At 69.4% G+C, this 22228-nt stretch carries 18 protein-coding genes; 14 read left to right on the forward strand and 4 right to left on the reverse strand.

What is annotated here, in order from left to right; all coding sequences use genetic code 11:
* The first annotated feature begins 24 nt into the window (after window positions 1-24).
* The 14 genes from FHR82_RS36965 (at window position 25) to FHR82_RS37030 (ending at window position 17629) form a co-directional block, all read left to right on the forward strand.
* Window positions 25-909 carry an NADH-quinone oxidoreductase subunit NuoE family protein gene (locus FHR82_RS36965; RefSeq protein ID WP_184815286.1) on the forward strand — a complete coding sequence of 295 codons (885 nt, stop codon included), beginning with the start codon at window positions 25-27 and terminating at the stop codon, window positions 907-909.
* The gene (gene nuoF, locus FHR82_RS36970; protein ID WP_184815287.1) at window positions 906-2210 is read left to right on the forward strand and encodes an NADH-quinone oxidoreductase subunit NuoF; all 1305 of its coding nucleotides are present in this window, start codon (window positions 906-908) and stop codon (window positions 2208-2210) included. The genes FHR82_RS36965 and nuoF overlap by 4 nt, the downstream gene beginning before the upstream one ends.
* Window positions 2207-4699 carry an NADH-quinone oxidoreductase subunit G gene (locus FHR82_RS36975; protein ID WP_184815288.1) on the forward strand — a complete coding sequence of 831 codons (2493 nt, stop codon included), beginning with the start codon at window positions 2207-2209 and terminating at the stop codon, window positions 4697-4699. Before nuoF ends, FHR82_RS36975 begins: the two co-directional genes overlap by 4 nt.
* A 3-nt stretch (window positions 4700-4702) precedes the next feature.
* Window positions 4703-6016 (forward strand): NADH-quinone oxidoreductase subunit NuoH, encoded by a 1314-nt coding sequence (nuoH, locus tag FHR82_RS36980; protein ID WP_184815289.1) that lies wholly within the window; start codon window positions 4703-4705, stop codon window positions 6014-6016.
* Complete coding sequence (gene nuoI / locus FHR82_RS36985; protein ID WP_184815290.1) at window positions 6003-6551, forward strand: NADH-quinone oxidoreductase subunit NuoI; 549 nt, start codon at window positions 6003-6005, stop codon at window positions 6549-6551. The genes nuoH and nuoI overlap by 14 nt, the downstream gene beginning before the upstream one ends.
* Window positions 6548-7393, forward strand: coding sequence for an NADH-quinone oxidoreductase subunit J (locus FHR82_RS36990; protein ID WP_311771454.1), 846 nt, complete (start codon window positions 6548-6550; stop codon window positions 7391-7393). The genes nuoI and FHR82_RS36990 overlap by 4 nt, the downstream gene beginning before the upstream one ends.
* Window positions 7390-7689 carry an NADH-quinone oxidoreductase subunit NuoK gene (gene nuoK / locus FHR82_RS36995; protein ID WP_075127779.1) on the forward strand — a complete coding sequence of 100 codons (300 nt, stop codon included), beginning with the start codon at window positions 7390-7392 and terminating at the stop codon, window positions 7687-7689. The genes FHR82_RS36990 and nuoK overlap by 4 nt, the downstream gene beginning before the upstream one ends.
* A 28-nt stretch (window positions 7690-7717) precedes the next feature.
* Window positions 7718-9664, forward strand: a complete 1947-nt coding sequence (nuoL, locus tag FHR82_RS37000; RefSeq protein WP_184815484.1) for an NADH-quinone oxidoreductase subunit L — start codon at window positions 7718-7720, stop codon at window positions 9662-9664.
* A 53-nt stretch (window positions 9665-9717) separates the two neighbouring features.
* Window positions 9718-11307 (forward strand): NADH-quinone oxidoreductase subunit M, encoded by a 1590-nt coding sequence (locus tag FHR82_RS37005; protein WP_184815291.1) that lies wholly within the window; start codon window positions 9718-9720, stop codon window positions 11305-11307.
* A gap of 10 nt (window positions 11308-11317) precedes the next feature.
* Window positions 11318-12916, forward strand: coding sequence for an NADH-quinone oxidoreductase subunit NuoN (nuoN, locus tag FHR82_RS37010; RefSeq protein ID WP_184815485.1), 1599 nt, complete (start codon window positions 11318-11320; stop codon window positions 12914-12916).
* A gap of 67 nt (window positions 12917-12983) precedes the next feature.
* Window positions 12984-13346: a VOC family protein gene (locus FHR82_RS37015; RefSeq protein ID WP_184815292.1), complete on the forward strand. Its 363-nt coding sequence runs from the start codon at window positions 12984-12986 to the stop codon at window positions 13344-13346.
* A gap of 378 nt (window positions 13347-13724) precedes the next feature.
* Entirely contained in the window at window positions 13725-14738 is a 1014-nt protein-coding gene (locus FHR82_RS37020; RefSeq protein WP_184815293.1) for a polyprenyl synthetase family protein, read from the forward strand.
* 132 nt (window positions 14739-14870) lie between these two features.
* Window positions 14871-16595 carry a sunset domain-containing protein gene (locus tag FHR82_RS46830; RefSeq protein ID WP_225944057.1) on the forward strand — a complete coding sequence of 575 codons (1725 nt, stop codon included), beginning with the start codon at window positions 14871-14873 and terminating at the stop codon, window positions 16593-16595.
* Window positions 16596-16702: 107 nt separating this feature from the next.
* A complete protein-coding gene (locus FHR82_RS37030) occupies window positions 16703-17629 on the forward strand; it encodes a sunset domain-containing protein (RefSeq protein ID WP_184815294.1) in 927 nt (308 codons plus the stop codon).
* 34 nt (window positions 17630-17663) lie between these two features.
* Here the strand turns inward: FHR82_RS37030 and FHR82_RS37035 are convergent, their stop codons facing one another.
* The 4 genes from FHR82_RS37035 to FHR82_RS37050 form a co-directional block, all read right to left on the reverse strand.
* Window positions 17664-18728: a 2-oxoacid:ferredoxin oxidoreductase subunit beta gene (locus FHR82_RS37035; protein ID WP_184815295.1), complete on the reverse strand. Its 1065-nt coding sequence runs from the start codon at window positions 18726-18728 to the stop codon at window positions 17664-17666.
* Window positions 18725-20608, reverse strand: a complete 1884-nt coding sequence (locus FHR82_RS37040; protein WP_184815296.1) for a 2-oxoacid:acceptor oxidoreductase subunit alpha — start codon at window positions 20606-20608, stop codon at window positions 18725-18727. Before FHR82_RS37040 ends, FHR82_RS37035 begins: the two co-directional genes overlap by 4 nt.
* Window positions 20609-20743: 135 nt before the next feature.
* Entirely contained in the window at window positions 20744-21490 is a 747-nt protein-coding gene (locus FHR82_RS37045) for an enoyl-CoA hydratase (RefSeq protein ID WP_184815297.1), read from the reverse strand.
* Between the two features lie 275 nt (window positions 21491-21765).
* Window positions 21766-22215 carry an Lrp/AsnC family transcriptional regulator gene (locus tag FHR82_RS37050; protein ID WP_184815298.1) on the reverse strand — a complete coding sequence of 150 codons (450 nt, stop codon included), beginning with the start codon at window positions 22213-22215 and terminating at the stop codon, window positions 21766-21768.
* Window positions 22216-22228 lie beyond the last annotated feature (13 nt).

Genomic DNA, 22228 nt, shown 5'->3' on the forward strand with positions numbered 1-22228 from the left:
ACTCGGAGCCTGCGAGGAGCGGTCATGCCTGAGCCATTGAGCACCGGTTCGACGTACGGCGGTTCGAGTGTCGGCGCGGGCGAGACCCACGCCGCGGCGGGCCCGGACGTGGACGTCAACGCCGCGTCCCCGTTGAGCCGTGCGGAGAACGAGGCGCTGACCGTCGAGTCCACCCCGGACCTGTCGGTCTTCGGGCCGGACATCGTCGCCAAGGCGCAGGTGCAGAAGGCGACCTACCCGGAGACCCGGTCCGCGCTGCTGCCGATGCTGCACCTCGTGCAGTCGGTCGAGGGCTACGTCAGCCAGGCGGGCATCGAGTTCTGCGCCCGGCAGCTGAACCTCAGCAACGCCGAGGTCTCCGCGGTCGCGACGTTCTACACCATGTACAAGCGCAAGCCGTGCGGCGAGCACCTCGTGAGCGTCTGCACCAACACGCTGTGCGCGGTGCTGGGCGGCGACGCGATCTACAAGAAGCTGACCGAGCACCTGTCCGAGGACGGGACCCCGCTCAAGCACGAGGACACCGCGGGCGAGCCGGGCACGCCGGGCTCGATCACCATCGAGCACGCCGAGTGCCTCGCGGCCTGCGACCTCGGCCCCGTGCTGCAGGTCAACTACGAGTTCTACGACAACCAGACCGTCGACTCCGCGGTGGAGCTCGTCGACGCGCTGCGGCGGGGCGAGAAGCCCGCGCCGACGCGGGGCGCGCCGCTGTCGGACCTGCGCACGGTCGAGCTGGAGCTGGCCGGGTTCTACCCAGAGGACGAGGCGGAGTTCCGCGCCCGCATCGACGGCCCGTCGGCCGCGGTCGAGACGCTGCGCGGCGCACAGCTCGCCGCCGACAGCGGCTGGACCGCACCGGCGATGCCCGAGAAGGCACCGGCGCTTCCGGAGGTCGAGAAGAAATGACATCCACCGAGACGACCAGCCCCGACCCGGTGACCCCGGTGCTCACGAAGCGCTGGCTGTCGCCGAACTCGTGGCAGCTCGAGACCTACGAGCGGCTCGAGGGGTACACCGCACTGCGCACCGCACTGCGCGGCACCCCGGAGCAGCTGGTCCAGCTGGTGAAGGACTCGGGTCTGCGTGGCCGTGGCGGCGCGGGCTTCCCGGCGGGCGTGAAGTGGTCCTTCATGCCTCCGAATGAGGACAAGCCGCACTACCTCGTCATCAACGCGGACGAGGGCGAGCCGGGCACCTGCAAGGACATCCCGCTGATGATGGCGGACCCGCACTCGCTGATCGAGGGCATCGTCATCGCCTCGTACGCGATGCGCTCCCACCACGCCTTCATCTACGTGCGCGGCGAGGTCCCGCACTGCATCCGCCGCCTCAACGCGGCGGTGCGCGAGGCGAAGGCCGCGGGTTACGTCGGCAAGGACATCCTCGGCTCCGGCTTCGACCTGGAGATCACCGTCCACGCCGGTGCCGGCGCGTACATCTGCGGTGAGGAGACCGCGCTCCTCGACTCGCTCGAGGGCCGCCGCGGCCAGCCCCGCCTCAAGCCGCCGTTCCCGGCGGCCGCGGGCCTCTACGCCGCGCCCACCACGGTGAACAACGTCGAGACCATCGCGTCGGTGCCGTTCATCGTCAACGGTGGCGCGGACTGGTTCCGCACCATGGGGTCCGAGCGCTCGCCGGGGCCGAAGATCTACTCGATCTCCGGCCACGTCGAGAAGCCCGGCCAGTACGAGGCGCCCCTGGGCACCACGCTGCGCCAGCTGCTGGACATGGCGGGCGGCATGAAGGACGGCATCCCGCTGAAGTTCTGGACGCCGGGCGGGTCCTCCACGCCGATGTTCACCGCCGAGCACCTGGACGTGCCGCTGGACTTCGAGGGCGCCGTCGAGGCGGGCTCGATCCTCGGCACCACCGCCGTGATGGTGTTCAACGAGACGGTGTCCGTGCCGTGGGCCGTGATGAAGTGGACGCAGTTCTACGAGCACGAGTCCTGCGGCAAGTGCACGCCGTGCCGCGAGGGCACCTACTGGCTCGCCGGGATCCTCGAGCGGATGGTCGACGGCCACGGCACCGAGGCCGACATCGAGACGCTGCTCGACATCTGCGACAACATCCTCGGCCGCTCGTTCTGCGCCCTGGGTGACGGTGCGGTGAGCCCGATCCAGAGCGGCATCAAGTACTTCCGGGACGAGTTCCTCGCGCTCTGCGAGAAGAACAAGACCCCTGCGCTCGCTGGAGCCAACTCATGACAGCGATTGAAGAAAAGCCGGAGACAGCGCCCGTACCCGAGGGGCACGTGCGGCTGACCATCGACGGGGTCGAGGTCATCGCGCCCAAGGGTGAGCTGCTCATCCGCACGGCGGAGCGCCTCGGCACCGTGATCCCGCGGTTCTGCGACCACCCCCTCCTCGACCCGGCCGGCGCCTGCCGCCAGTGCCTCGTCGAGGTGGAGATGGGCGGGCGGCCGATGCCGAAGCCGCAGGCCTCGTGCACCATCACGGTCGCCGACGGCATGGTCGTGAAGACGCAGGTGACCTCGCCGGTCGCGGACAAGGCCCAGCAGGGTGTGATGGAGCTGCTGCTCATCAACCACCCGCTGGACTGCCCGGTCTGCGACAAGGGCGGCGAGTGCCCGCTGCAGAACCAGGCGCTGGCCCACGGCCGCTCGGACTCCCGCTTCGTCGAGACCAAGCGGACGTTCCCGAAGCCGATCCCGGTGTCCACGCAGGTGCTGCTGGACCGCGAGCGGTGCGTGCTCTGCCAGCGCTGCACCCGGTTCTCCGACCAGATCGCGGGCGACCCGTTCATCGACCTGCTGGAGCGCGGCGTGCACCAGCAGATCGGCATCGCGCAGAACAAGCCGTTCCAGTCGTACTTCTCGGGCAACACCATCCAGATCTGCCCGGTGGGCGCGCTGACCAGCGCCGCGTACCGGTTCCGGTCGCGCCCGTTCGACCTGGTGTCCACGCCGAGCGTGTGCGAGCACTGCTCGTCGGGCTGCGCGGAGCGCACGGACTTCCGCCGCGGCAAGGTGATGCGCAAGCTCGCCGGCGAGGACATGGACGTCAACGAGGAGTGGATCTGCGACAAGGGCCGCTTCGCGTTCCGGTACGTCACCGCGGGCGACCGGGTCACCCGGCCGCTGGTGCGGGACGCCAAGACCGGTGAGCTGGTCCCGGCTTCGTGGACCGACGCGCTGCGGATCGCGGCCGAGGGCCTCGCGAAGGCCCGTGACGGCAAGGGTGCCGCGGTCCTCACCGGCGGTCGCCTGACCGTCGAGGACTCCTACGCGTACGCCAAGTTCGCCCGGGTCGCGTTGCGCACCAACGACATCGACTTCCGCGCCCGTGCGCACTCGGCGGAGGAGCTGGACTTCCTGGCCTCCCGCGTCGTGGGCACCACGCCGGCGGACGGGGTCACGTTCGCGGCCATCGAGGCCGCGCCGTCGGTGCTGTGCGTCGCGTTCGACCCGGAGGAAGAGGCGCCGATCGTGTTCCTGCGGCTGCGCAAGGCGGCCCGCAAGAACCGCGCCAAGATCTTCCACATCGGACAGTGGACGACACCGGGCGTCGAGAAGACGATCCGGCCGGTCAGCGTCGACAAGGGCACGATCGGCACGCTCCTCGCGTGCCAGCCCGGCGGCGAGACCGCCGCGGTCGAGGGCCTCGTCACGCACGCGCCGGACGTCAGCGAGGCGCTGAGCACGCCCGGTTCGGTGATCCTCGCCGGCGAGCGGGCCGCGCAGGTCCCCGGGCTGCTGACCGAACTGGTCAAGCTGGCCGAGGTCACCGGCGCCCGGATCGCCTGGATCCCGCGCCGCGCCGGTGAGCGCGGTGCGCTGGACGCCGGTGCGGCCCCGACGCTGCTGCCCGGTGGCCGCCTGGTCACCGACGCGGGCGCGCGGGCCGAGGTGGAGCAGGCATGGGGCCTGGCCGAGGGTTCGCTCCCGGCCGGCCCGGGCCGCGACACGACCGGCATCCTCGCCGCGGCCGCGGCCGGGGAGCTGGACGGCCTGATCGTCGGCGGCGTCGAGATCGACGACCTGCCCGACCCGGCGCTCGCCGAGGAGGCGTTCGCGAAGGCGGGCTTCGTCGTCAGCCTCGAGCTGCGGGCCTCCGCGGTCACCGAGTTCGCCGACGTGGTCCTGCCGGTCGCCCCGGCCGTCGAGAAGTCCGGCACCTTCCTCAACTGGGAGGGCCGCCGCCGCGAGTTCGGCGCCACCCTCGAGGCCACCGGCTCGCTGCCGGACTGCCGGGTGCTCGACACGCTCGGCGTCGAGATGGACGTCGACCTGTTCACCCAGACCCCGACGGCCGCCGCGGGCGACCTGGCGAAGCTGCCGACGGTGCTGCGCAAGGCCGCGCTGCCGGTCGCGGTCGCCGCGGCCGCCCCGTCGGTCGGCGAGGGCCAGGCGGTCCTCGCGACCTGGCGCCAGCTGCTGGACAACGGCTCGCTGCAGTCCGACGAACCACACCTGGCCGGCACCCAGCGCCCGGCCGTGGTCCGGCTGGGCGCCGCTACCGCCGCCAGACTCGGCGTCAACGGCCAGGCGACCGTCAAGACCGAGCACGGGTCGATCACCCTGCCGGTCGAGCACGCGGACCTGCCGGACGGTGTCGTGTGGCTGCCGGCCAACTCGGGTCCGTCGAAGGTCCGCCGCGTGCTGCGCGCCGGGCACGGCGACGTGGTCAGCGTTACCGCCGAGAATTTCCTCACCGGTAGTACTGGAGGCGAGTGAGCCATGGACAGGGCCGCACTCCTTGCCGACGACCCCGTCTGGCTGATCCTGATCAAGGCCGTGGTCATTCTCCTCATCGGCCCGATCATGACCGTCGTCCTGATCGTGGCCGAGCGGAAGATCATCGGTCGCATGCAGCAGCGGCCCGGCCCCAACCGGGTCGGCCCCTTCGGTCTGTTGCAGTCCGTGGCGGACGCGATCAAGCTCCCGTTCAAGGAGCAGATCATCCCCGCGACGGCCGACCGCAAGATCTACTTCCTCGCCCCCGTCATCGCCACGATCCCCGCGCTGATCGCGCTGTCGGTGATGCCGATCGGCCCGGAGGTCTCGATCTTCGGTGAGCGGACGGTGCTCCAGCTGGTCGAGCTGCCGGTCGGCGCCCTGGTCGTGCTGGCCTGCTCCTCGGTCGGCGTGTACGGCATCGTGCTGGCGGGCTGGTCGTCCGGGTCGCCGTACCCGCTGCTCGGCGGGCTCCGCTCGGCCGCGCAGGTGATCTCCTACGAGATCGCGCTCGGCCTCTCGATCGTGGCGGTCGTGCTGTACACGGGGTCGCTGTCCACCAGCGCCATCGTCGAGGCACAACACAGTGGCTGGTACTTCTACCTGCTGATCCCGAGCTTCCTGATCTTCCTCGTCTCGATGGTCGGCGAGACCAACCGCGCGCCGTTCGACCTCCCCGAGGCGGAGTCGGAGCTGGTCGGCGGTTTCCACACCGAGTACAGCTCGATGAAGTTCGCGCTGTTCTTCCTCGCCGAGTACGCCAACATGGTGGTCCTCACGGCGTTCGCCACCACGCTGTTCCTCGGCGGGTACATGGCCCCGTGGCCGATCTCGCTGATCGGCGACAACTACCTCAACACGGGGTGGTGGCCGGTCCTCTGGTTCTTCGGCAAGATGTTCGTGCTGCTGTTCGGGTTCATCTGGCTGCGCGCCACGCTCCCGAGGTTCCGCTACGACCAGTTCATGAAGCTCGGCTGGAAGGTGCTGGTCCCCGCCAACCTGGTGTGGATCGTCGCGGTCGTCGCCGTGCGCGCGTTCCGCAACGAGCAGGACATCTCCACGGGCCAGTGGGTGTTCTGGATCGGCGCCGGTGTGCTCGTGCTGATCCTGCTCGCGCTCCTGCTGCCTGACCGCAAGGTCGAGGACGACGAGGAGCGCGTGCCGATCACCGGCGGCGGCTACCCGGTACCGCCGCTGGACCTGGAGATCCCCCAGCCGCCCAAGCGCAAGGCCGTCCGCGGCCGGGAGCGCCGCCGCCAGCGGGCCACCGTCGCGGCGGTCGCGCAGGAGAAGGAGTCCACCAATGGGGATGTTTGATCCGTTCAAGGGCTTCGGCGTCACCTTCGGGACGATGTTCAAGAAGGTCGTCACCGAGCAGTACCCGGAGGACTTCCGGCCGACCGCGCCGCGCTACCACGGCCGCCACCAGCTCAACCGGCACCCGGACGGGCTGGAGAAGTGCGTCGGCTGCGAGCTGTGCGCGTGGGCCTGCCCCGCGGACGCGATCTTCGTCGAGGGTGGCGACAACACCGAGGACGAGCGCTACTCGCCCGGTGAGCGGTACGGCAAGGACTACCAGATCAACTACCTGCGGTGCATCGGCTGCGGCCTGTGCGTCGAGGCCTGCCCGACCAGGTCGCTGACGATGCTCAACGACTACGAGCTGGCCAACGACAACCGCCAGGACCTGATCTGGACCAAGGAAGAGCTGATGGCGCCGCTCATGAAGGGCATGGAGCAGCCGCCGCACCCGATGCGCCTCGGTGACGACGAGAAGGACTACTACGTCGACGCGCCGCGCCTGGCTCGCAAGTGGGGCTACCCCGACCCGACCAAGGAGGCCGCCAAGTGAACGCGGCGCTGGTCCTCGCGCAGGGTGTCCAGAACCAGATGTCGACCGGTGAGTCGATCTCGTTCTGGGTGCTCGGGCCGCTGGCACTGTTCGGCGCACTCGGCATGATCTTCGCGCGCAACGCGGTGCACTCGGCGCTGTTCCTGGTGCTGACGATGCTGTCGCTCGGTGTGCTGTACATGGTCCAGCAGGCGCCGTTCCTCGGCTTCGTGCAGATCATCGTCTACACCGGCGCGATCATGATGCTGTTCCTGTTCGTGCTGATGCTGGTGGGCAGGGACTCGTCCGACTCGGTCGTCGAGGTGCTGCGCGGCCAGCGGCTGTTCGGCACGATCCTCGGCATCGGGCTCGCGGTGCTGATCGTCGCCGCGGTCGCCAGGTCGCTGTCCGAGGTCACGCCGACCGGCCTGCAGGGCCAGGAAGCCAACGGCGGGGTCGGCAACGTCGAGAACATCGGCCGGTCGATCTTCACCGACTGGCTGTTCCCGTTCGAGCTCACCTCCGCGCTGCTGATCACCGCGGCCGTCGGCGCCATGGTGCTCGGCTACGTCGACCGGCACACCAGGGGCCGCAAGACGCAGAAGGAGATGGTCGAGGCCCGCTTCCGCGGCGAGCACGACCGTCCGTCGCCGCTGCCCGGTCCCGGCGTGTTCGCCACGTCGTCGTCCGTCGCGACGCCCGCGCTCCTGCCGGACGGTTCGATCGCACCGGAGTCGCTGTCGAGGCTCATCGAGTCGGCGGCCGCCGACTCGTTCGACGACGAGCGCAAGGCTGTCGCGGGCGGTGCCCACGCGGCCGAGGCCCGTGCACTCAACCCGACGAGTGAAGGGGAGACCAAGTGACTCCCACCGTCTACCTGCTGCTCTCCGCGCTGCTGTTCACCATCGGCGCGGTCGGGGTGCTGGTCCGGCGCAACGCGATCGTCGTGTTCATGTGCATCGAGCTGATGCTGAACGCGGTGAACCTGTCGCTGGTCACGTTCGCGCGGATCAACGGTTCGCTCGACGGGCAGATCATGGCCTTCTTCGTGATGGTGGTGGCCGCGGCCGAAGTGGTCGTCGGGCTCGCGATCATCATGTCGATCTTCCGTACCCGCCGGTCGGCCTCCGTGGACGACGCCAACCTGCTGAAGTACTGAGGGGTATTCCGTGTCGTCTACATTCCTGCTGGCCAAGGCCCAGGAGGTCCAAGAAGCGAGCGGGGCCGCGGGCAGCGCCTGGCTGCTGATCGCGTTCCCGCTGCTCGGCGCCGCCGTGCTGCTGTTCGGCGGCAAGGCGACCAACGCATGGGGCCACCTGCTCGGCTGCGCGACGGTCATCGCGTCCTTCGTGTACGGCGCCATCCTGTTCTTCGCCTCCACCGGGCTGCCGGAGGAGGAGCGGGTGCAGAACCTGCACGTGTTCGACTGGATCCCGGTCGGACAGCTGCAGGTCGACTTCGGACTGCGCATCGACCCGCTGTCGATCAGCTTCGTCCTGCTGATCACCGGCGTCGGCGCGCTGATCCACATCTACTCGATCGGCTACATGGCCGACGACCCCGACCGGCGGCGCTTCTTCGGGTACTTCAACCTGTTCGTCGCGGCCATGCTCATTCTTGTCCTCGGCAACAGCTTCGTGTCGCTGTACCTCGGCTGGGAGGGCGTGGGTCTCGCCTCGTACCTGCTGATCGGCTGGTACACGAACCGCCCGTCCGCGGCCACCGCGGCCAAGAAGGCGTTCCTGATGAACCGGGTCGGCGACGTCGGCCTCGCCATCGCGATCTTCATCCTGTTCGCGGAGCTCGGGACCACGCAGTACACCGAGGTGTTCGCGAACCTCGACCAGCTCTCGCCGGCGTCGATCACCGCGATCACGATCCTGTTGCTGCTGGGTGCCTGCGGCAAGTCCGGCCAGGTTCCGCTCCAGGCGTGGTTGCCCGATGCCATGGAGGGCCCGACCCCGGTCTCCGCCCTCATCCACGCGGCGACGATGGTCACCGCGGGCGTCTACCTGGTGGCCCGCGCCAACCCGATCTACATGATGTCCGAGGACGGCCGGCTGGTCGTGACGCTCGTCGGTGCGGTGACGTTGCTGGTCGGGTCGATCATCGGCTGCGCCTACGACGACATCAAGAAGGTCCTGGCGTACTCCACGGTCAGCCAGATCGGCTACATGATGCTGGCCGTCGGCCTCGGCCCCTTCGGGTTCGCGCTCGGCATCATGCACCTGCTGACGCACGGTTTCTTCAAGGCCGGGCTGTTCCTCGGCGCCGGGTCGGTCATGCACGCCATGAACGACGACGTCGACATGCGCCGGTACGGCGGGCTGTGGCGGGTCATGCCGATCACCTTCGCCACGTTCGGCCTCGGCTACCTCGCGCTGATCGGCATCCCGCCGTTCTCCGGCTTCTTCTCCAAGGACGCGATCATCGAGGCCGCGTTCGGCGCGGAGGGCTGGCGCGGCTGGGTCTTCGGCGGCGCGGCCCTGCTGGGCGCGTTCCTGACGGCGTTCTACATGACGCGCCTGATGTTCATGACCTTCTTCGGCAAGAAGCGCTGGGAGGAGCTGAAGTCCGAGGACGGGCGCGACTACCACCCGCACGAGGCGAAGCCGGTCATGTGGGTGCCGATGGCGGTCCTGGCGATCGGTTCGATCGGCGCGGGCTGGTTCTTCTCCTCCGGTGAGCGGCTCGCCGCCTGGCTGTCCCCGACGCTGGGCGAGCTGCAGGAGGCAGAGCACACGGCCATCCCGCACTCGCTGGTGCCGATCCTGACGGTCGTGCTGTCGGTGCTGGGTGTCCTGCTCGCCTGGCTGGTCGTCGGCCGCCGTGACGTGCCGGTGGTCAAGCCGGAGCCGGTCAGCTTCCCGGTCCGCGCGGCGCGCAGGGACCTGTACGGCAACGCCCTCAACGAAGCTCTGGTCGCCCGTCCGGGCACCTGGCTCACGCGGGCGCTGGTGTACGTCGACAACAAGGGTGTCGACGGGCTCGTGAACGGGATCGCCGCCGGGTTCGGCGGCAGCTCCGGCCGGCTGCGCAGAATGCAGACCGGGTTCGTCCGCTCCTATGCGGCGTCGATGCTCGCCGGTTCGATTCTGGTACTGATTGCCTTCCTGGCGGTGAGGTACGCGTGAGCACTTCCTCCTCTGTACAAATGCTCGAGCCTGCAAGCAGCTCTTCGGCACAGATGCTCGAGCCTGCAAGCAGCTCTTCGGGAGGCGCGGCCCTGCTGGTCGCACTGCTCCTGATCCCGCTCGTGGGCGCCATCGTGGTGGCGTTCCTGCGGGACAACGACCGCCTCGCCAAGCAGGTGGCGCTGGGCTTCTCGATCGTCGAGTTCGTGGTCATGGTGATCTCCTGGATCTCCTACGACCCGAGCGGCGCGCGGATGCAGCAGGCCTTCTCGGTCGACTGGATCCCGACGCTGGGCGTGCACCTGTCGTTCGGCATCGACGGCATCGCGCTGGTGATGATCGCGGCGCTGGCGCTGCTGGTGCCGGTCATCATCGGTGCCGGGTGGACCGACAAGCTGCCCGCCGACCGCAGCGCTGGCGCGTTCCTGTCGCTGATCCTGCTGCAGCAGGCGATCACGGTGGGCGCGTTCGCCGCGACCGACGTGTTCGTGTTCTACGTGCTGTTCGAGGTCATGCTGATCCCGATGTACTTCCTCATCGGGCAGTACGGCGGCGCCCGGCGGCAGTACGCGGCGGTCAAGTTCTTCCTGTACTCGTTCCTCGGCGGCATGATCATGCTGGCCTCGGCGATCGGCGCCTACGTACAGGCCGCCGACACGCTGGGCGAGGGCACGTTCGACTGGGCCACGCTGGTCCAGGTCGTCTCGAACGCGCCACTGGAGAACCAGATCTGGATCTTCCTGGGCTTCTTCCTCGCGTTCGCGGTGAAGGCGCCGCTGGTGCCGCTGCACACCTGGCTACCGGACGCGGCCGCCGAAGCGCCGATCACGGTCTCGGTGATCCTGATCGGCGTCCTCGACAAGGTCGGCACGTTCGGCTTCCTGCGCTACCTGCTGCCGATGACCCCGGACGCCAGCAAGACCCTCGCGCCGCTGGTGCTGATCATGGGTGTCGCCGGCGTCATCTACGGTGCGCTGCTCGCCACCGGGCAGCGGGACATGAAACGGTTGCTCGCGTACGTGTCGATCGCGCACTTCGGCTTCATCGCGCTCGGCATCTTCGCGTTCTCGGCGCAGTCCGAGACCGGCGCGGTGTCCTACATGCTCAACCACTCGATCTCGACCGGCATGCTGATCCTGGTGGTCGGCATGGTGATCGCGCGCGGCGGCTCGTCGCTCATCGCGGACTACGGCGGCCTCGCCAAGATCACCCCGGCACTCGCGGGCGTGTTCCTGGTCGCCGGTCTCGCGTCGCTGTCGCTGCCCGGCACGAACTCGTTCATCTCCGAGTTCCTGGTGCTGGTCGGGTCGTACGGCAACGAGCCGGTGTACACGATCATCGCGACGGTCGGCATGATCTTCGCCGCGCTGTACATCCTCTGGCTGTACCAGCGGATCTTCCACGGGCCGGTGCGCGGCAACGCCCTCGTCGACGTGACGGGCGGCCCTGGCACCGCGATCGCGCCGGAGGTCGGCGCCCGCAAGGCCATCCTCGACCTGAGCGGCCGGGAGAAACTCGTGCTCGCCCCGCTCCTGGTCCTGGTGCTCGGCATCGGGTTCTACCCGAAGCCCGTGCTCGACGTGATCACGCCGACGGTTGACGCCACGTTGTCGTCGGTCGGTATCTCGGACGGAGGCAACTGAGTTGTCCGCACTGCTGTTCCTGGCTCAGGACTCTCCGGCCAAGGAGACACTGCCCCAGATCAACTACCCGGCGATCCTGCCGGTGCTGATCATCTTGGGCGCGGCGTGCGTCGGGGTGCTGGTCGAGGCGTTCCTGCCGAAGCACCAGCGGTGGTCGGCGCAGGTGTTCCTGACGCTGCTGGCACTGGTCGCCGCCGGGGTGGCGCTGGCGTTCTACATGACCGACGCGCCTGCCGACGGTGCGACGACGCTGGCAGGCAGCGTGGCCGTCGACGGTCCGGCGCTGTTCCTGTGGGGCACGCTGCTGGCGCTGTCGCTGGGTGCGGTGCTGATGATCGCGGACCGCTCGGTGGAGCCCGGTGGTGCGTTCGTGGCCACCGCGGCGATCCGCCCGGGCACCATCCAGGACCGTGAGCAGCGCCTCGGCGCCCACCCGGCCCGCCGCGACGCCGCCCGCTTCGGCATGCAGACCGAGGTCTTCCCGCTGACCCTGTTCGCCCTGGGCGGCATGATGGTCTTCTGCGCGGCGAACGACCTGTTGACCATGTTCATCGCGCTCGAGGTGCTGAGCCTGCCGCTGTACCTGATGTGCGGTCTCGCCCGCAGGCGCAGGCTCCTGTCGCAGGAAGCGGCGGTCAAGTACTTCCTGCTCGGCGCCTTCGCGTCGGCGTTCTTCCTGTACGGCCTCGCGCTGCTGTACGGCTACGCGGGTTCCGTGCGGCTGGAGGCCATCGCGAACGCGGCCGCCGGCTCGGACCGCTCCGACACCCTCCTGTTCGCCGGCATGGCGCTGCTCATCGTCGGCCTGCTGTTCAAGGGTTCCGTCGGCCCGTTCCACGCGTGGACGCCGGACGTGTACCAGGGCGCCCCGACACCGATCACCGCGTTCATGGCGGCGTGCACGAAGGTCGCCGCGTTCGGCGGCATCCTGCGCGTCCTCTCGGTCGGCCTGGAGTCGACGCAGTGGGAGTGGCGCGGCGTCATGTGGGGCGTCGCGATCGTCTCGATGATCATCGGCGCGGTACTCGGCCTGACGCAGACCGACATCAAGCGGATGATCGCGTACTCGTCGATCGCCCACGCGGGGTTCCTGTTGATCGGCGCGATCGTCCTGTCGCCGGCCGGCGTCTCGTCGACGCTGTTCTACCTGCTGGCGTACGGCTTCACGACGATCGCCGCGTTCGGCGTGATCTCACTGGTCCGCGACGCGGACGGCGAGGCCACGCACCTGTCGCAGTGGGCAGGCCTGGCGAAACGCTCGCCACTGGTGGCCGCGGTGTTCACGTTCTTGTTGCTCGCGCTGGCGGGCATCCCGCTGACGTCCGGCTTCATCGGCAAGTTCGTGGTGTTCTCGGCGGCGCTGTCGTCCGGGATGGCGCCGCTGGTGGTGATCGCACTGGTCGCGTCGGCGATCGCGGCGTTCTTCTACCTGCGGGTGATCGTGCTGATGTACTTCAGCGAGCCCGCCCCCGACGGTCCGTCGGTGACCGTGCCCGGCGCGTTCACCACCGCCGCCATCACGCTGGGCGTGGTGATCACGTTGCTGCTCGGCATCGTTCCCGCGTTCGCGCTGGACTGGGCCGGGACCGGGACGTTCGCCGTGCGGTGAATGTCGGTTGTGCTTGACGGCGCCCACCTGTTGAGGTGGGCGCCGTTTCTATTGTGCGGAGGTTGGGATGAGGGTTCAGCACATCACTGTGGACTGTGCGTCGCCGTACGAGCTGGCGAGCTTCTGGAGCGTGGTGACCGGGTGGCCGATCAGTGCGGAGGACTCGCCTGGCGATGACGAGGTGCTGCTGGAGCCGCCGGACCCTGCGATGGCCGAGCTGCTCTTCATCCGCGTACCGGAGCCGAAGGCGGTGAAGAACCGGGTGCACCTGGACCTGGTGCCGACCGAGCGGACCCGGGACGAGGAGGTGGACCGGCTGACCGCGGCGGGCGCTTCCGTGGTCGCCGACCAGCGCACGCCGGAGGGACGTGGGTGGGTGGTGCTGGCGGACCCGGAGGGCAACGAGTTCTGCGTGGAGAAGGAGCGCTGAGGTTGTCCACAGGGTGGCCGCGACGGTCCCGGTTTGGTCGGTGTCCGCCGTTACGCTGGATTCCGGGGGGCCGGAGGCGCCCGCCTGTGGACAACTCGCGGCTCGTTGTCGGTGGTCGCCGCCAGGCTGGCTCTCGGGGGGCGACGGCCGCGGTTGATCTTGCCGGCCGGATTCCTCGCATGGGGTGTCGTCCTGCCGGACGGGGCTCCTCGCCGCAGGGGCAGGTCTCCGGGATGGCAGGCAGACGGCTCGTGGTGTGGGCTTGGCGTCCCAGTGCTCCACGTGCGTCGGGTGTGTCACACGTACTTCGTGGCGTGCGGGAAAAGGCTGGACATTAGGCTGTAGCCAGGGATTTCGAGGTTGGGGAGCGATGCCGACGTGACTGCAGACCAGACCGTGCCGCGGCTACCGGCGTCGCTTGGGCTCGATCAGGCCGATCCGGTGCTCGTCGACACCATCACCGAGGGCCTCGCGAGGGTCGAGGGCGTGCTCCTGGACGTCGTCCAGAGCGATGTCGACTTCGTGGAGCAGGCGGCGTTGCACCTGGTCAAGGCCGGTGGCAAACGCTTTCGCCCCCTGTTCACCTTGCTCAGTGCGCAGTTCGCCGACGGGAACACCGACGAGGTGATCACGGCGGCCGCCGCCGTCGAGCTGGTGCATCTCGCCACGCTGTACCACGACGACGTGATGGACGAGGCCACCATGCGGCGCGGCGCCAAGAGCGTCAACGCGCGCTGGGACAACACCATCGCGATCCTCACCGGTGACTTCCTCTTCGCGCACGCGTCCGGGCTCGTCGCCGAGCTCGGCAGCGATGCCGCGCGGATCATCGCCCAGACCATGGGAAAGCTCGTCACCGGGCAGATGCGGGAGACCGTCGGGCCCGGCGAGGACGACGACGCCGTGCAGCACTACCTCGGCGTGATCGGGCAGAAGACCGGGTCGCTGATCGCCACGTCCGGCCGGTACGGCGGGATGTTCTCCAACGCGGCACCCGAGCACACCGAAACACTGCACCGGTTCGGCGACCTGATCGGCACCGCCTTCCAGATCTCCGACGACATCATCGACATCGCCTCGCCCGCGGACGAGTCCGGCAAGACCCCGGGCACCGACCTGCGTGAAGGCGTCAAGACCCTGCCGGTGCTGTACGCGCTCGCGCAGGACCCCGACCCACGCCTCGCCGAGCTGCTCGCCGGTCCGATCACCGACGACGACCTCGTGGACGAGGCGCTGACCCTGCTCCGGAAGTCCTCGGGTCTCGAGCAGGCGGTGCGTACACTGAGTGACTACGCGGATCGAGCCCGCGTCGAGCTCGCCACGCTTCCGTCCTGCTCAGCGCGCGATGCGCTGGACATGCTGGCACGTTACGTGGTTGCCCGTACACGGTAAGCGATCGACCAGCCGAACTCAGCGTGTCGGGCCTGCCAAATCGACCGGGTGGTTCTTGTGGCTGGTCCAGCCGCAGTAGCCTGATTACCGCCCTGCTATGCGTTCGCGCGGTGCGCGGAGGGAGTTCGATCGATGCCGATCTTTGGCCAGGTCTGGTTGTGGAGTTCACTGGCCTTCCTGCTCGGCGCAGTGCTCTGCTGGTTGCTGGTGGCCCGCCCGGCCCGCAGCCGCGTCGGTGAGCTGGAGGCCCAGCTCGCCACGCGAGCGCGCCGTCAGTCGGCCCCCGAGCGCCCGGAGCAGGCCCGGCGGAGGGACGACGAGGCCGAGTTCTCCCGGTCCTTGGTGCCCGGACTCGGTGACCGCGCCGTCGGTGAGGACTCCGAGTACCTCACGCGTTCCTACGCGCTGCGCGACACCCCGCCGCTGCCGCCGGAGCGGGACCGGCTCGCCGCCTACGCCGAGCCGGAGCCGTACGAACACGGCGGCCCCGGCCGGGACTTCGCGCCGCCGCACGAGCAGGAGACCTCGTACTCGCCCGCCGGCGGCGGGCTGAACGGTCCGCCCGTGCAGAGCACGGAACTGATCCAGGGTGGGCCGAGCGCCGCCGCGACGCAGTACCTCGACGTGTCGGCCGGTTCGCTGACCGCGCCGCCCGAGGTGCCGCAGATGTCGCCGCCGCCGTCCGACCGCGGCTGGTTCGACGACGAGCTGCACGGTGACGCCGCCAACCAGGGGCCGGAGGAGCAGCCCGCGCTGCCCCGCAACCGCCACCAGCTCGACGAGTCGCTCGAGCTGCAGGACGCCCGGCTCGTCGACGACGACATCGACGACATCGACGACATCGACGACATCGATACCATCGACGGGGACATCGACAGCCGCATCGACAGGCGCCCCGAGGATGACGTCGACGGCGACATCCACGACCTCGACAGCGGCGCGGACGGCATCGCCAGCGCGCTCGACGCCGACGAGCAGGAGGAGCGGCCGCGCTCGGCGATCGAGGACGACGACGGCGGCACCGTCTTCACCCAGCGCACGCACCCGATCCCCGGCGAGCTGATCCGGCAGATCGACGAGGCGGGCAAGGCCGAACGCGAGCAGGCGCAGAGCGTCGAGCTCGCCGACGGTTTCGTCGACGACCTGGCCGACGAGCCGGGCGACGAGGTCGCCAAGCACGAGCGGACCGTCGAGGCCGAGCCCGTGGAGCCGGTCGTCCCGGCTGTGGCGCAGGAAGCGGATTCCGGCGCGTCGCACGCCATGATCGAGCCGGAGCCCGAGGTGGTCTCGCCCCCGGAGCTCCCGCAGGAGCAGACGGAGGTGGTCGCGGCCGTCACCGAGAAGCCCGCGAACGATCTCCCGCGACGGGTGCCGAAGCAGAACAGGATGACGCCGGGGGTGGCGGTGCGCGTCGAACCCACGCCCAACGCGCTGCCCAAGCGCGTGCCGGGGAAGCCGAGGCACCAGATTCCGTTCGGCGTGCAGCCATCGCAGACCTCCGAGCCCGCGCCCGCCGCGCCTGCCGCCGCCGTCGCCGCGGTCGCCGAGGAGGTGCCGGACACGCCGAGGTCGCTGTTCGAACCGATCGTCCCGGCCGCCGACGAAGGCACGTCGACCCCGCCGCCCCCGCACCGCCTGCGGCAGGGGAGTGGCGGTGGCCGCGGCCCGTTCGGTCCCGGCTCGGCGATGCCGCTCCCCGGCGGGGCTTCCCCGTCGCCGGAGTTCACGATCAAGGCGAGCGTCGCCGCGCTGCGGTACTGCACCCCGGAGTCTCCGCAGTTCGGCCGCACTGTCGCCGAAGTCTGGTTCCGCACCGCCGCCGACGCCGAACGGGTGGGTTTCCGACCCGTCGGATGAGTTTTGACAGCGACTTGACAGCCGGTCATCGACCGGATTGGCGGTTGCCCTATTGTTCTCGCCTAATCGGTGATCGTTACCGCGTCATCCGCGAGGAGGCAGACGCCGTGAAGTGGTTGCAACAGCTCATCGGGAAGCTGAAGTCGATCGGCGGCCGCAAGCAGGCCAAGGACACCACGGCGACGACGGCAGCAGCCGAGTCTGCCAAGCAGGCCGAGGCCGCCAAGGAGGCAGCCGAAAACGCCGCGGCGGACGCGAAAGCCGCGGCCGCCAACGCGGAACAGTTCGAAGCCGCGACCGAGAAGGCCACGGCGGAAGCGATGGACACCGCCGATTCGGCGAAGGTGGACGCGGAAGCCGCGAAGGCCGACGCCGAGACCGCGGCGAAAGCCGCGAAGAGCGACGCCGAAACCGCCACCGCGGCAGCGGACACCGCGAAGACCGCCGCCGATTCCGCCGCCGGCGAGGCGGCCGAATCCGCGAAGTCGGATGCCAAGTCCGCCAAGGCGAGCGACGAAGCGGCGACGAAAGCGGCCGCCGAGTCCGCCACGGCGAGCGACAAAGCCGCTGCGAAGGCGGCCGCGGCTTCCGCCGGTTCTGATTCCGCGAAGGCCGATGCCGAAGTGGCGAAGACGAGCAGCAAAGCCGCCAAGCCCGCGAAATCAGCGAAGAGTGCCGCCGATTCCACTGCCGCCGCCGGCGAAACCGTCGCCAAGCCCGTGAAAGCGGAAGCCAAGGCGAAGCCGGAGCCTGCCAACCCGGCCATCAGCACCCTCGACGAGGGTGCACTGACCGCCGAGCTGAAAGCCGCGGGTCCCTACGGTCCTGGCTCCGCGAAGCCCGCCGCCGACGGCTCCGCCCCCGCCGCCGAGTTCACGGTGAAGGCCAAGGAGTCCTCGAGGCTGTTCCACACCGAGAAGTCCCCGTACTTCTCCCGCACCAAGGCCGATGTCTGGTTCAAGACCGAGGCCGACGCGGAGGGCGCCGGTTTCCAGGCCTGGGACCACAAGAAGCGCGCGGCAGCGAAGAAGTAAAGCGAAAGGCCCCGGAGGATCCGGGGCCTTTCCACTATCCGACCGTCCAGGTGTCGTTGCCGTTCAGCAACGCCTGCAGGTTCGGCGGTTTCGTCTCGGCGGCCGCGGCGACCTGCTGGCGGGCCTGGTCGTCGTACGTCGGCCGCTGCACGTTCCGGTACACGCCCGTCACCGTGTGAGCCAGGTCCTGCGTCGACAGCCGCGACAGCGCGAACGCGTACGACGGGTCGTTGATCGTCGGGTCGTGCACGACGACCCGGTCCTCGCCGACCTCACTGACCTTCGCGACCTCGAACCCGCCGAAGTCGGTCCGCACCACGCCGAACTCGCTCTCGGGCCCGAACCGGATCGGCTTGCCCTCCTCGAGGGGGATCAGGCGCTGTTCCTTCTCGCCCGGTTCCTTGAGCACGTCGAAGGCGCCGTCGTTGAAGATGGGGCAGTTCTGGTAGATCTCCACCAGCGCGGACCCGCGGTGCTGGGCGGCGGCGGTGAGGATCGACGTCAGCTGCGCGCGGTCGTTGTCCAACGTCCGCGCGACAAACGTGGCCTCCGCGCCGATCGCCAGCGACAGCGGGTTGAACGGGTGGTCCAGCGACCCCATCGGCGTCGACTTGGTCAGCTTCCCCGTCTCGGACGTCGGCGAGTACTGGCCCTTGGTGAGCCCGTAGATCCGGTTGTTGAACAGCAGGATCTTGAGGTTCACGTTGCGGCGCAGCGCGTGGATCAGGTGGTTGCCGCCGATGGACAACGCGTCGCCGTCACCGGTCACCACCCACACCGACAGATCCGGCCGCGACACCGCGAGACCCGTCGCGATGGCCGGCGCACGCCCGTGGATGGAGTGCATGCCGTAGGTGTTCATGTAGTACGGGAACCGCGACGAGCACCCGATACCGGAGATGAACACGATGTTCTCGCGCTTGAGCCCCAGCGACGGCAGGAACGACTGCATGGCGTTGAGCACCACGTAGTCCCCGCAGCCCGGGCACCAGCGCACTTCCTGGTCGGACTTGAAGTCCTTCGCCTTCTGCGGCGCGTCGTCGGTGGGGACCAGGTCGAGCCCCCCGAGCGACGGAAGCCCCAGATCGACCGCAGTCATGCTCGAACCCCTTCAACGTGTTCGGTGAAGACGTGCTGCAGCTCCTCGGCCTTGAACGGCAGCCCGGCGACCTTCGTGTACGACCGCACGTCCACCAGGTACTTGCCGCGCAACAGGAGCGCCAGCTGTCCCATGTTCATCTCGGGTACGACGACCCGGTCGTAACGGTTCAGCACCTCGCCGAGGTTGGCCGGGAACGGGTTCAGGTGCCGCAGGTGTGCCTGCGCGATCGCCATGCCCTCCGCGCGCACCCGCCTGCAGCCCGCGCCGATCGGGCCGTAGCTGGAACCCCAGCCCAGCACCAGCACCCGCGCGTCACCCGACGGGTCCTCGACCACGAGGTCGGGCACGTCGATGCCGTCGATCTTGGCCTGGCGCAGCCGGACCATCCGGTCGTGGTTGTCCGGGTCGTAGGAGATGCTGCCCTTGCCGTCGGCCTTCTCCAGCCCGCCGATGCGGTGCTGCAGACCCGGCGTACCCGGGATGGCCCACTCGCGGGCGAGCGTCTCGGTGTCGCGGACGTACGGCCAGTGCTCGTCACTGCCGTCCAGTGCGTTCGGCTCGGACGCGAACGTCACGCTCAGGTCCGGCAGGTTCTCGGCCCTCGGGATGAGCCACGGCTCCGACCCGTTCGCGATCGCGCCGTCCGACAGCAGCATCACCGGCGTCCGGTACTTCAACGCGATCCGCGTCGCATCGATGACCGCGTCGAAGCAGTCGCCGGGGGAGTTGGGCGCGACGATCGGCACCGGCGACTCGCCGTTGCGGCCGAACATGGCCAGCAGCAGGTCCGCCTGCTCGGTCTTGGTCGGCAGGCCGGTCGACGGCCCACCGCGCTGCACGTCGATGATGAGCAGCGGCAGCTCGGCCATGACCGCGAGCCCGATCGTCTCGGACTTGAGCGCGATGCCAGGGCCGGACGTGGTGGTGACGCCGAGCGAACCGCCGTAGGAGGCGCCGAGCGCCGCGCCGATGCCCGCGATCTCGTCCTCGGCCTGCACGGTCGTGATGCCGAAGTTCTTGTGCTTCGACAGCTCGTGCAGGATGTCCGAGGCCGGCGTGATCGGGTAGGCGCCCAGCAGCACCGGCAGCTTCGAGCACTGGCCCGCCGCGACGATCCCGTAGGCCAGCGCCGCGTTGCCGGTGATCTGCCGGTAGGTGCCCGGGGGGAACTCGGCGGGCGGCACCTCGTAGGTGACCGCGAACGCCTCGGTGGTCTCGCCGTAGTTCCAGCCGGCGCGGAACGCGAGGATGTTGGCCTCGGCGATGTCGGGCTTGCGGGCGAACTTCTCCCGCAGGAACCGCTCCGTGCCCTCGGAGGGCCGGTGGTACATCCACGACAGCAGCCCGAGCGCGAACATGTTCTTGCAGCGCTCGGCGTCCTTCTTCGACAGGCCGGTGTCGGCGAGCGCGCCCTGCGTGAGGGTGGCCATCGCGACGCGGTGGACCTGGAAGTTGGACAGCGAGTCGTCCTCGAGCGGGTCGGCGTCGTAGCCGACCTTCGTGAGGTTGCGCTTGGAGAACTCGTCGGTGTTGACGATCAGCATGCCGCCGACGGGCAGCTCCCCGATGTTCGCCTTCAGCGCGGCCGGGTTCATCGCGACGAGCACGTCCGGCCGGTCACCCGGCGTCAGGATGTCATAGTCGGCGAAGTGGATCTGGAAGGACGAGACACCCGGCAGCGTGCCTGCTGGTGCGCGGATCTCGGCGGGGAAGTTGGGCAGCGTGGCGAGGTCGTTCCCGAAGGCGGCGGCCTCGGAGGTGAACCGGTCACCGGTGAGCTGCATCCCGTCACCGGAGTCACCGGCGAACCTGATCACGACCCGGTCGAGCTTGGTGACCTGGGTGGCCCGACCGCCCCCGTTGACGCTGGTGCTCATGCTCTGGTGGTCCCTCTCTCGCACGATTACGTGCCTCGTTTGTGAGGGTAGTCGTGCCTAACTAAAGCTTTCCCTGGTGCACAGGGTATTCGCGTTGGACATCACAGTGCGGTTTCCCACATGCTGGAAGTTGTGTCACGCCTGGCGGGATATCCGCTCCCGCATCGCGGCCAGCAGCTCGGCGAACGCAGGGGTCTCCATCGACGCCACCTGTGCGACGAGCTCGGTTTCCACGGCGTCGTCATGTCGATGGTAGGTGGCCGTGGTGCGCAGGGTGCGCTTGGTGGTGACCACGAGGTCCCGGGGAGCCTTGGCGGCGGCCTGGCAGAACTCGAGCGCCGCGGCCACGACGTCATCGGCCTTCCGGAACGCGAGCCCGGTCCGCACGGCCTCGTCCGCGTCGAGAACCTGTCCGAAGAGCGTCATCGCGGCGGCCGTCTGGGGTCCGACGAGCCGCTGGGACAGCCAGGTCATGCCGCCCCCGGGGTGCAGCCCGAGCTGGAGGAAGCGGGCGTCGAACCGGGCCTTGGGCCCGACGAGCCGAACGTCACAGGCGAGGGCGAGGTTCAACCCGGCCCCGACCGCGGCCCCGTTCACGGCGGCGACGGTGGGCAGCTCCGACCCGGCGACGGCGAGGAACCCGGCGTAAATGGCCCGAAGCCCCTCCTCGCGGGCCTCGCCCAGCGCGGTGAGATCGGCCCCGGCGCAGAAGGCGGGCGGTGTCCCGGTGACGACGATGGCGTGCACGGTCTCGTCCTGCTCACAGGCCCGGACATGCTCGACGAGCTGCGCGGACATCGGCAGGGTGAGGGAGTTCCGCCGCTCGGGAAGGTCGATCGTGATGACCCCGACCCCGTCGCGCCGGTCCAGCAGAACAGTCATGGCCAGGCACCCTAGCCGCCCGGAGCCCCCACCGGCGGAACCGACCTCCGAGCGAGGACAAGCACCGCGAGGGCAACCGTGACCTGCGAAAACCCACCGAACCGCTCGCGCGCGCGTTGCCCAACCCCCACCCTGTCCCGGGGGCGTCCCGCCTTGCCAGCTTACCGGCTCGCACCGACGAACACCCCGATGTCGATCTTGCCTGTGGATAACTCACTCACCTGTGGACAACCCGCGGCCCTCGATGTGCGGCAGGAAGTTCGGTCCCGACCTTGTCAGCTGACATCCCCCGCCGGCGGCCGCTCCAGCAGCGTGGACAGCACCACCGTCGACACCGTCCGGTCGATCATGTCCACCGCGCGCAGCCGCTCCAGCGCGTCCTCGAGGTGGTGGATGTTCGCCGCCCGCAGGTGGACGATCGCATCCGCGGCGCCCGACACCGTGTACGCGGCGACGACCTCCGGCAGGGGGATCAGCCGCGCCCGGATCCGGTCCGGCGAGACGTTGCCGATGCAGTGCACCTCGACGAACGCCTCGGTGCCCCACCCCAGGGCCTCCGGATCGACCACGGCGGTGAACCCGCGCAGCACCCCGCTGTCGAGCAACCGGTCCACCCGCCGCTTCACGGCGGGCGCCGACAACCCGACGACTTTGCCGATCTCCGAGTAGCTGCTGCGCGCGTCTGAAACCAGCTGCGAAATGATTCGCTGATCTATGGCGTCCACACGCAACATTCTG

The sequence above is a fragment of the Actinophytocola algeriensis genome (genome assembly GCF_014203735.1).
Lineage (GTDB): Bacteria > Actinomycetota > Actinomycetes > Mycobacteriales > Pseudonocardiaceae > Actinophytocola > Actinophytocola algeriensis.

What these genes read in the sequence shown, in the direction of transcription:
- FHR82_RS36965 (WP_184815286.1), top strand. Translation starts at nt 25, where the DNA reads ATGCCTGAGCCATTGAGCACCGGTTCGACGTACGGCGGTTCGAGTGTC.
- nuoF (WP_184815287.1), top strand. Translation starts at nt 906, where the DNA reads ATGACATCCACCGAGACGACCAGCCCCGACCCGGTGACCCCGGTGCTC.
- FHR82_RS36975 (WP_184815288.1), top strand. Translation starts at nt 2,207, where the DNA reads ATGACAGCGATTGAAGAAAAGCCGGAGACAGCGCCCGTACCCGAGGGG.
- nuoH (WP_184815289.1), top strand. Translation starts at nt 4,703, where the DNA reads ATGGACAGGGCCGCACTCCTTGCCGACGACCCCGTCTGGCTGATCCTG.
- nuoI (WP_184815290.1), top strand. Translation starts at nt 6,003, where the DNA reads ATGGGGATGTTTGATCCGTTCAAGGGCTTCGGCGTCACCTTCGGGACG.
- FHR82_RS37005 (WP_184815291.1), top strand. Translation starts at nt 9,718, where the DNA reads ATGCTCGAGCCTGCAAGCAGCTCTTCGGGAGGCGCGGCCCTGCTGGTC.
- FHR82_RS37015 (WP_184815292.1), top strand. Translation starts at nt 12,984, where the DNA reads ATGAGGGTTCAGCACATCACTGTGGACTGTGCGTCGCCGTACGAGCTG.
- FHR82_RS46830 (WP_225944057.1), top strand. Translation starts at nt 14,871, where the DNA reads ATGCCGATCTTTGGCCAGGTCTGGTTGTGGAGTTCACTGGCCTTCCTG.
- FHR82_RS37035 (WP_184815295.1), bottom strand. Translation starts at nt 18,728, where the DNA reads ATGACTGCGGTCGATCTGGGGCTTCCGTCGCTCGGGGGGCTCGACCTG.
- FHR82_RS37040 (WP_184815296.1), bottom strand. Translation starts at nt 20,608, where the DNA reads ATGAGCACCAGCGTCAACGGGGGCGGTCGGGCCACCCAGGTCACCAAG.
- FHR82_RS37045 (WP_184815297.1), bottom strand. Translation starts at nt 21,490, where the DNA reads ATGACTGTTCTGCTGGACCGGCGCGACGGGGTCGGGGTCATCACGATC.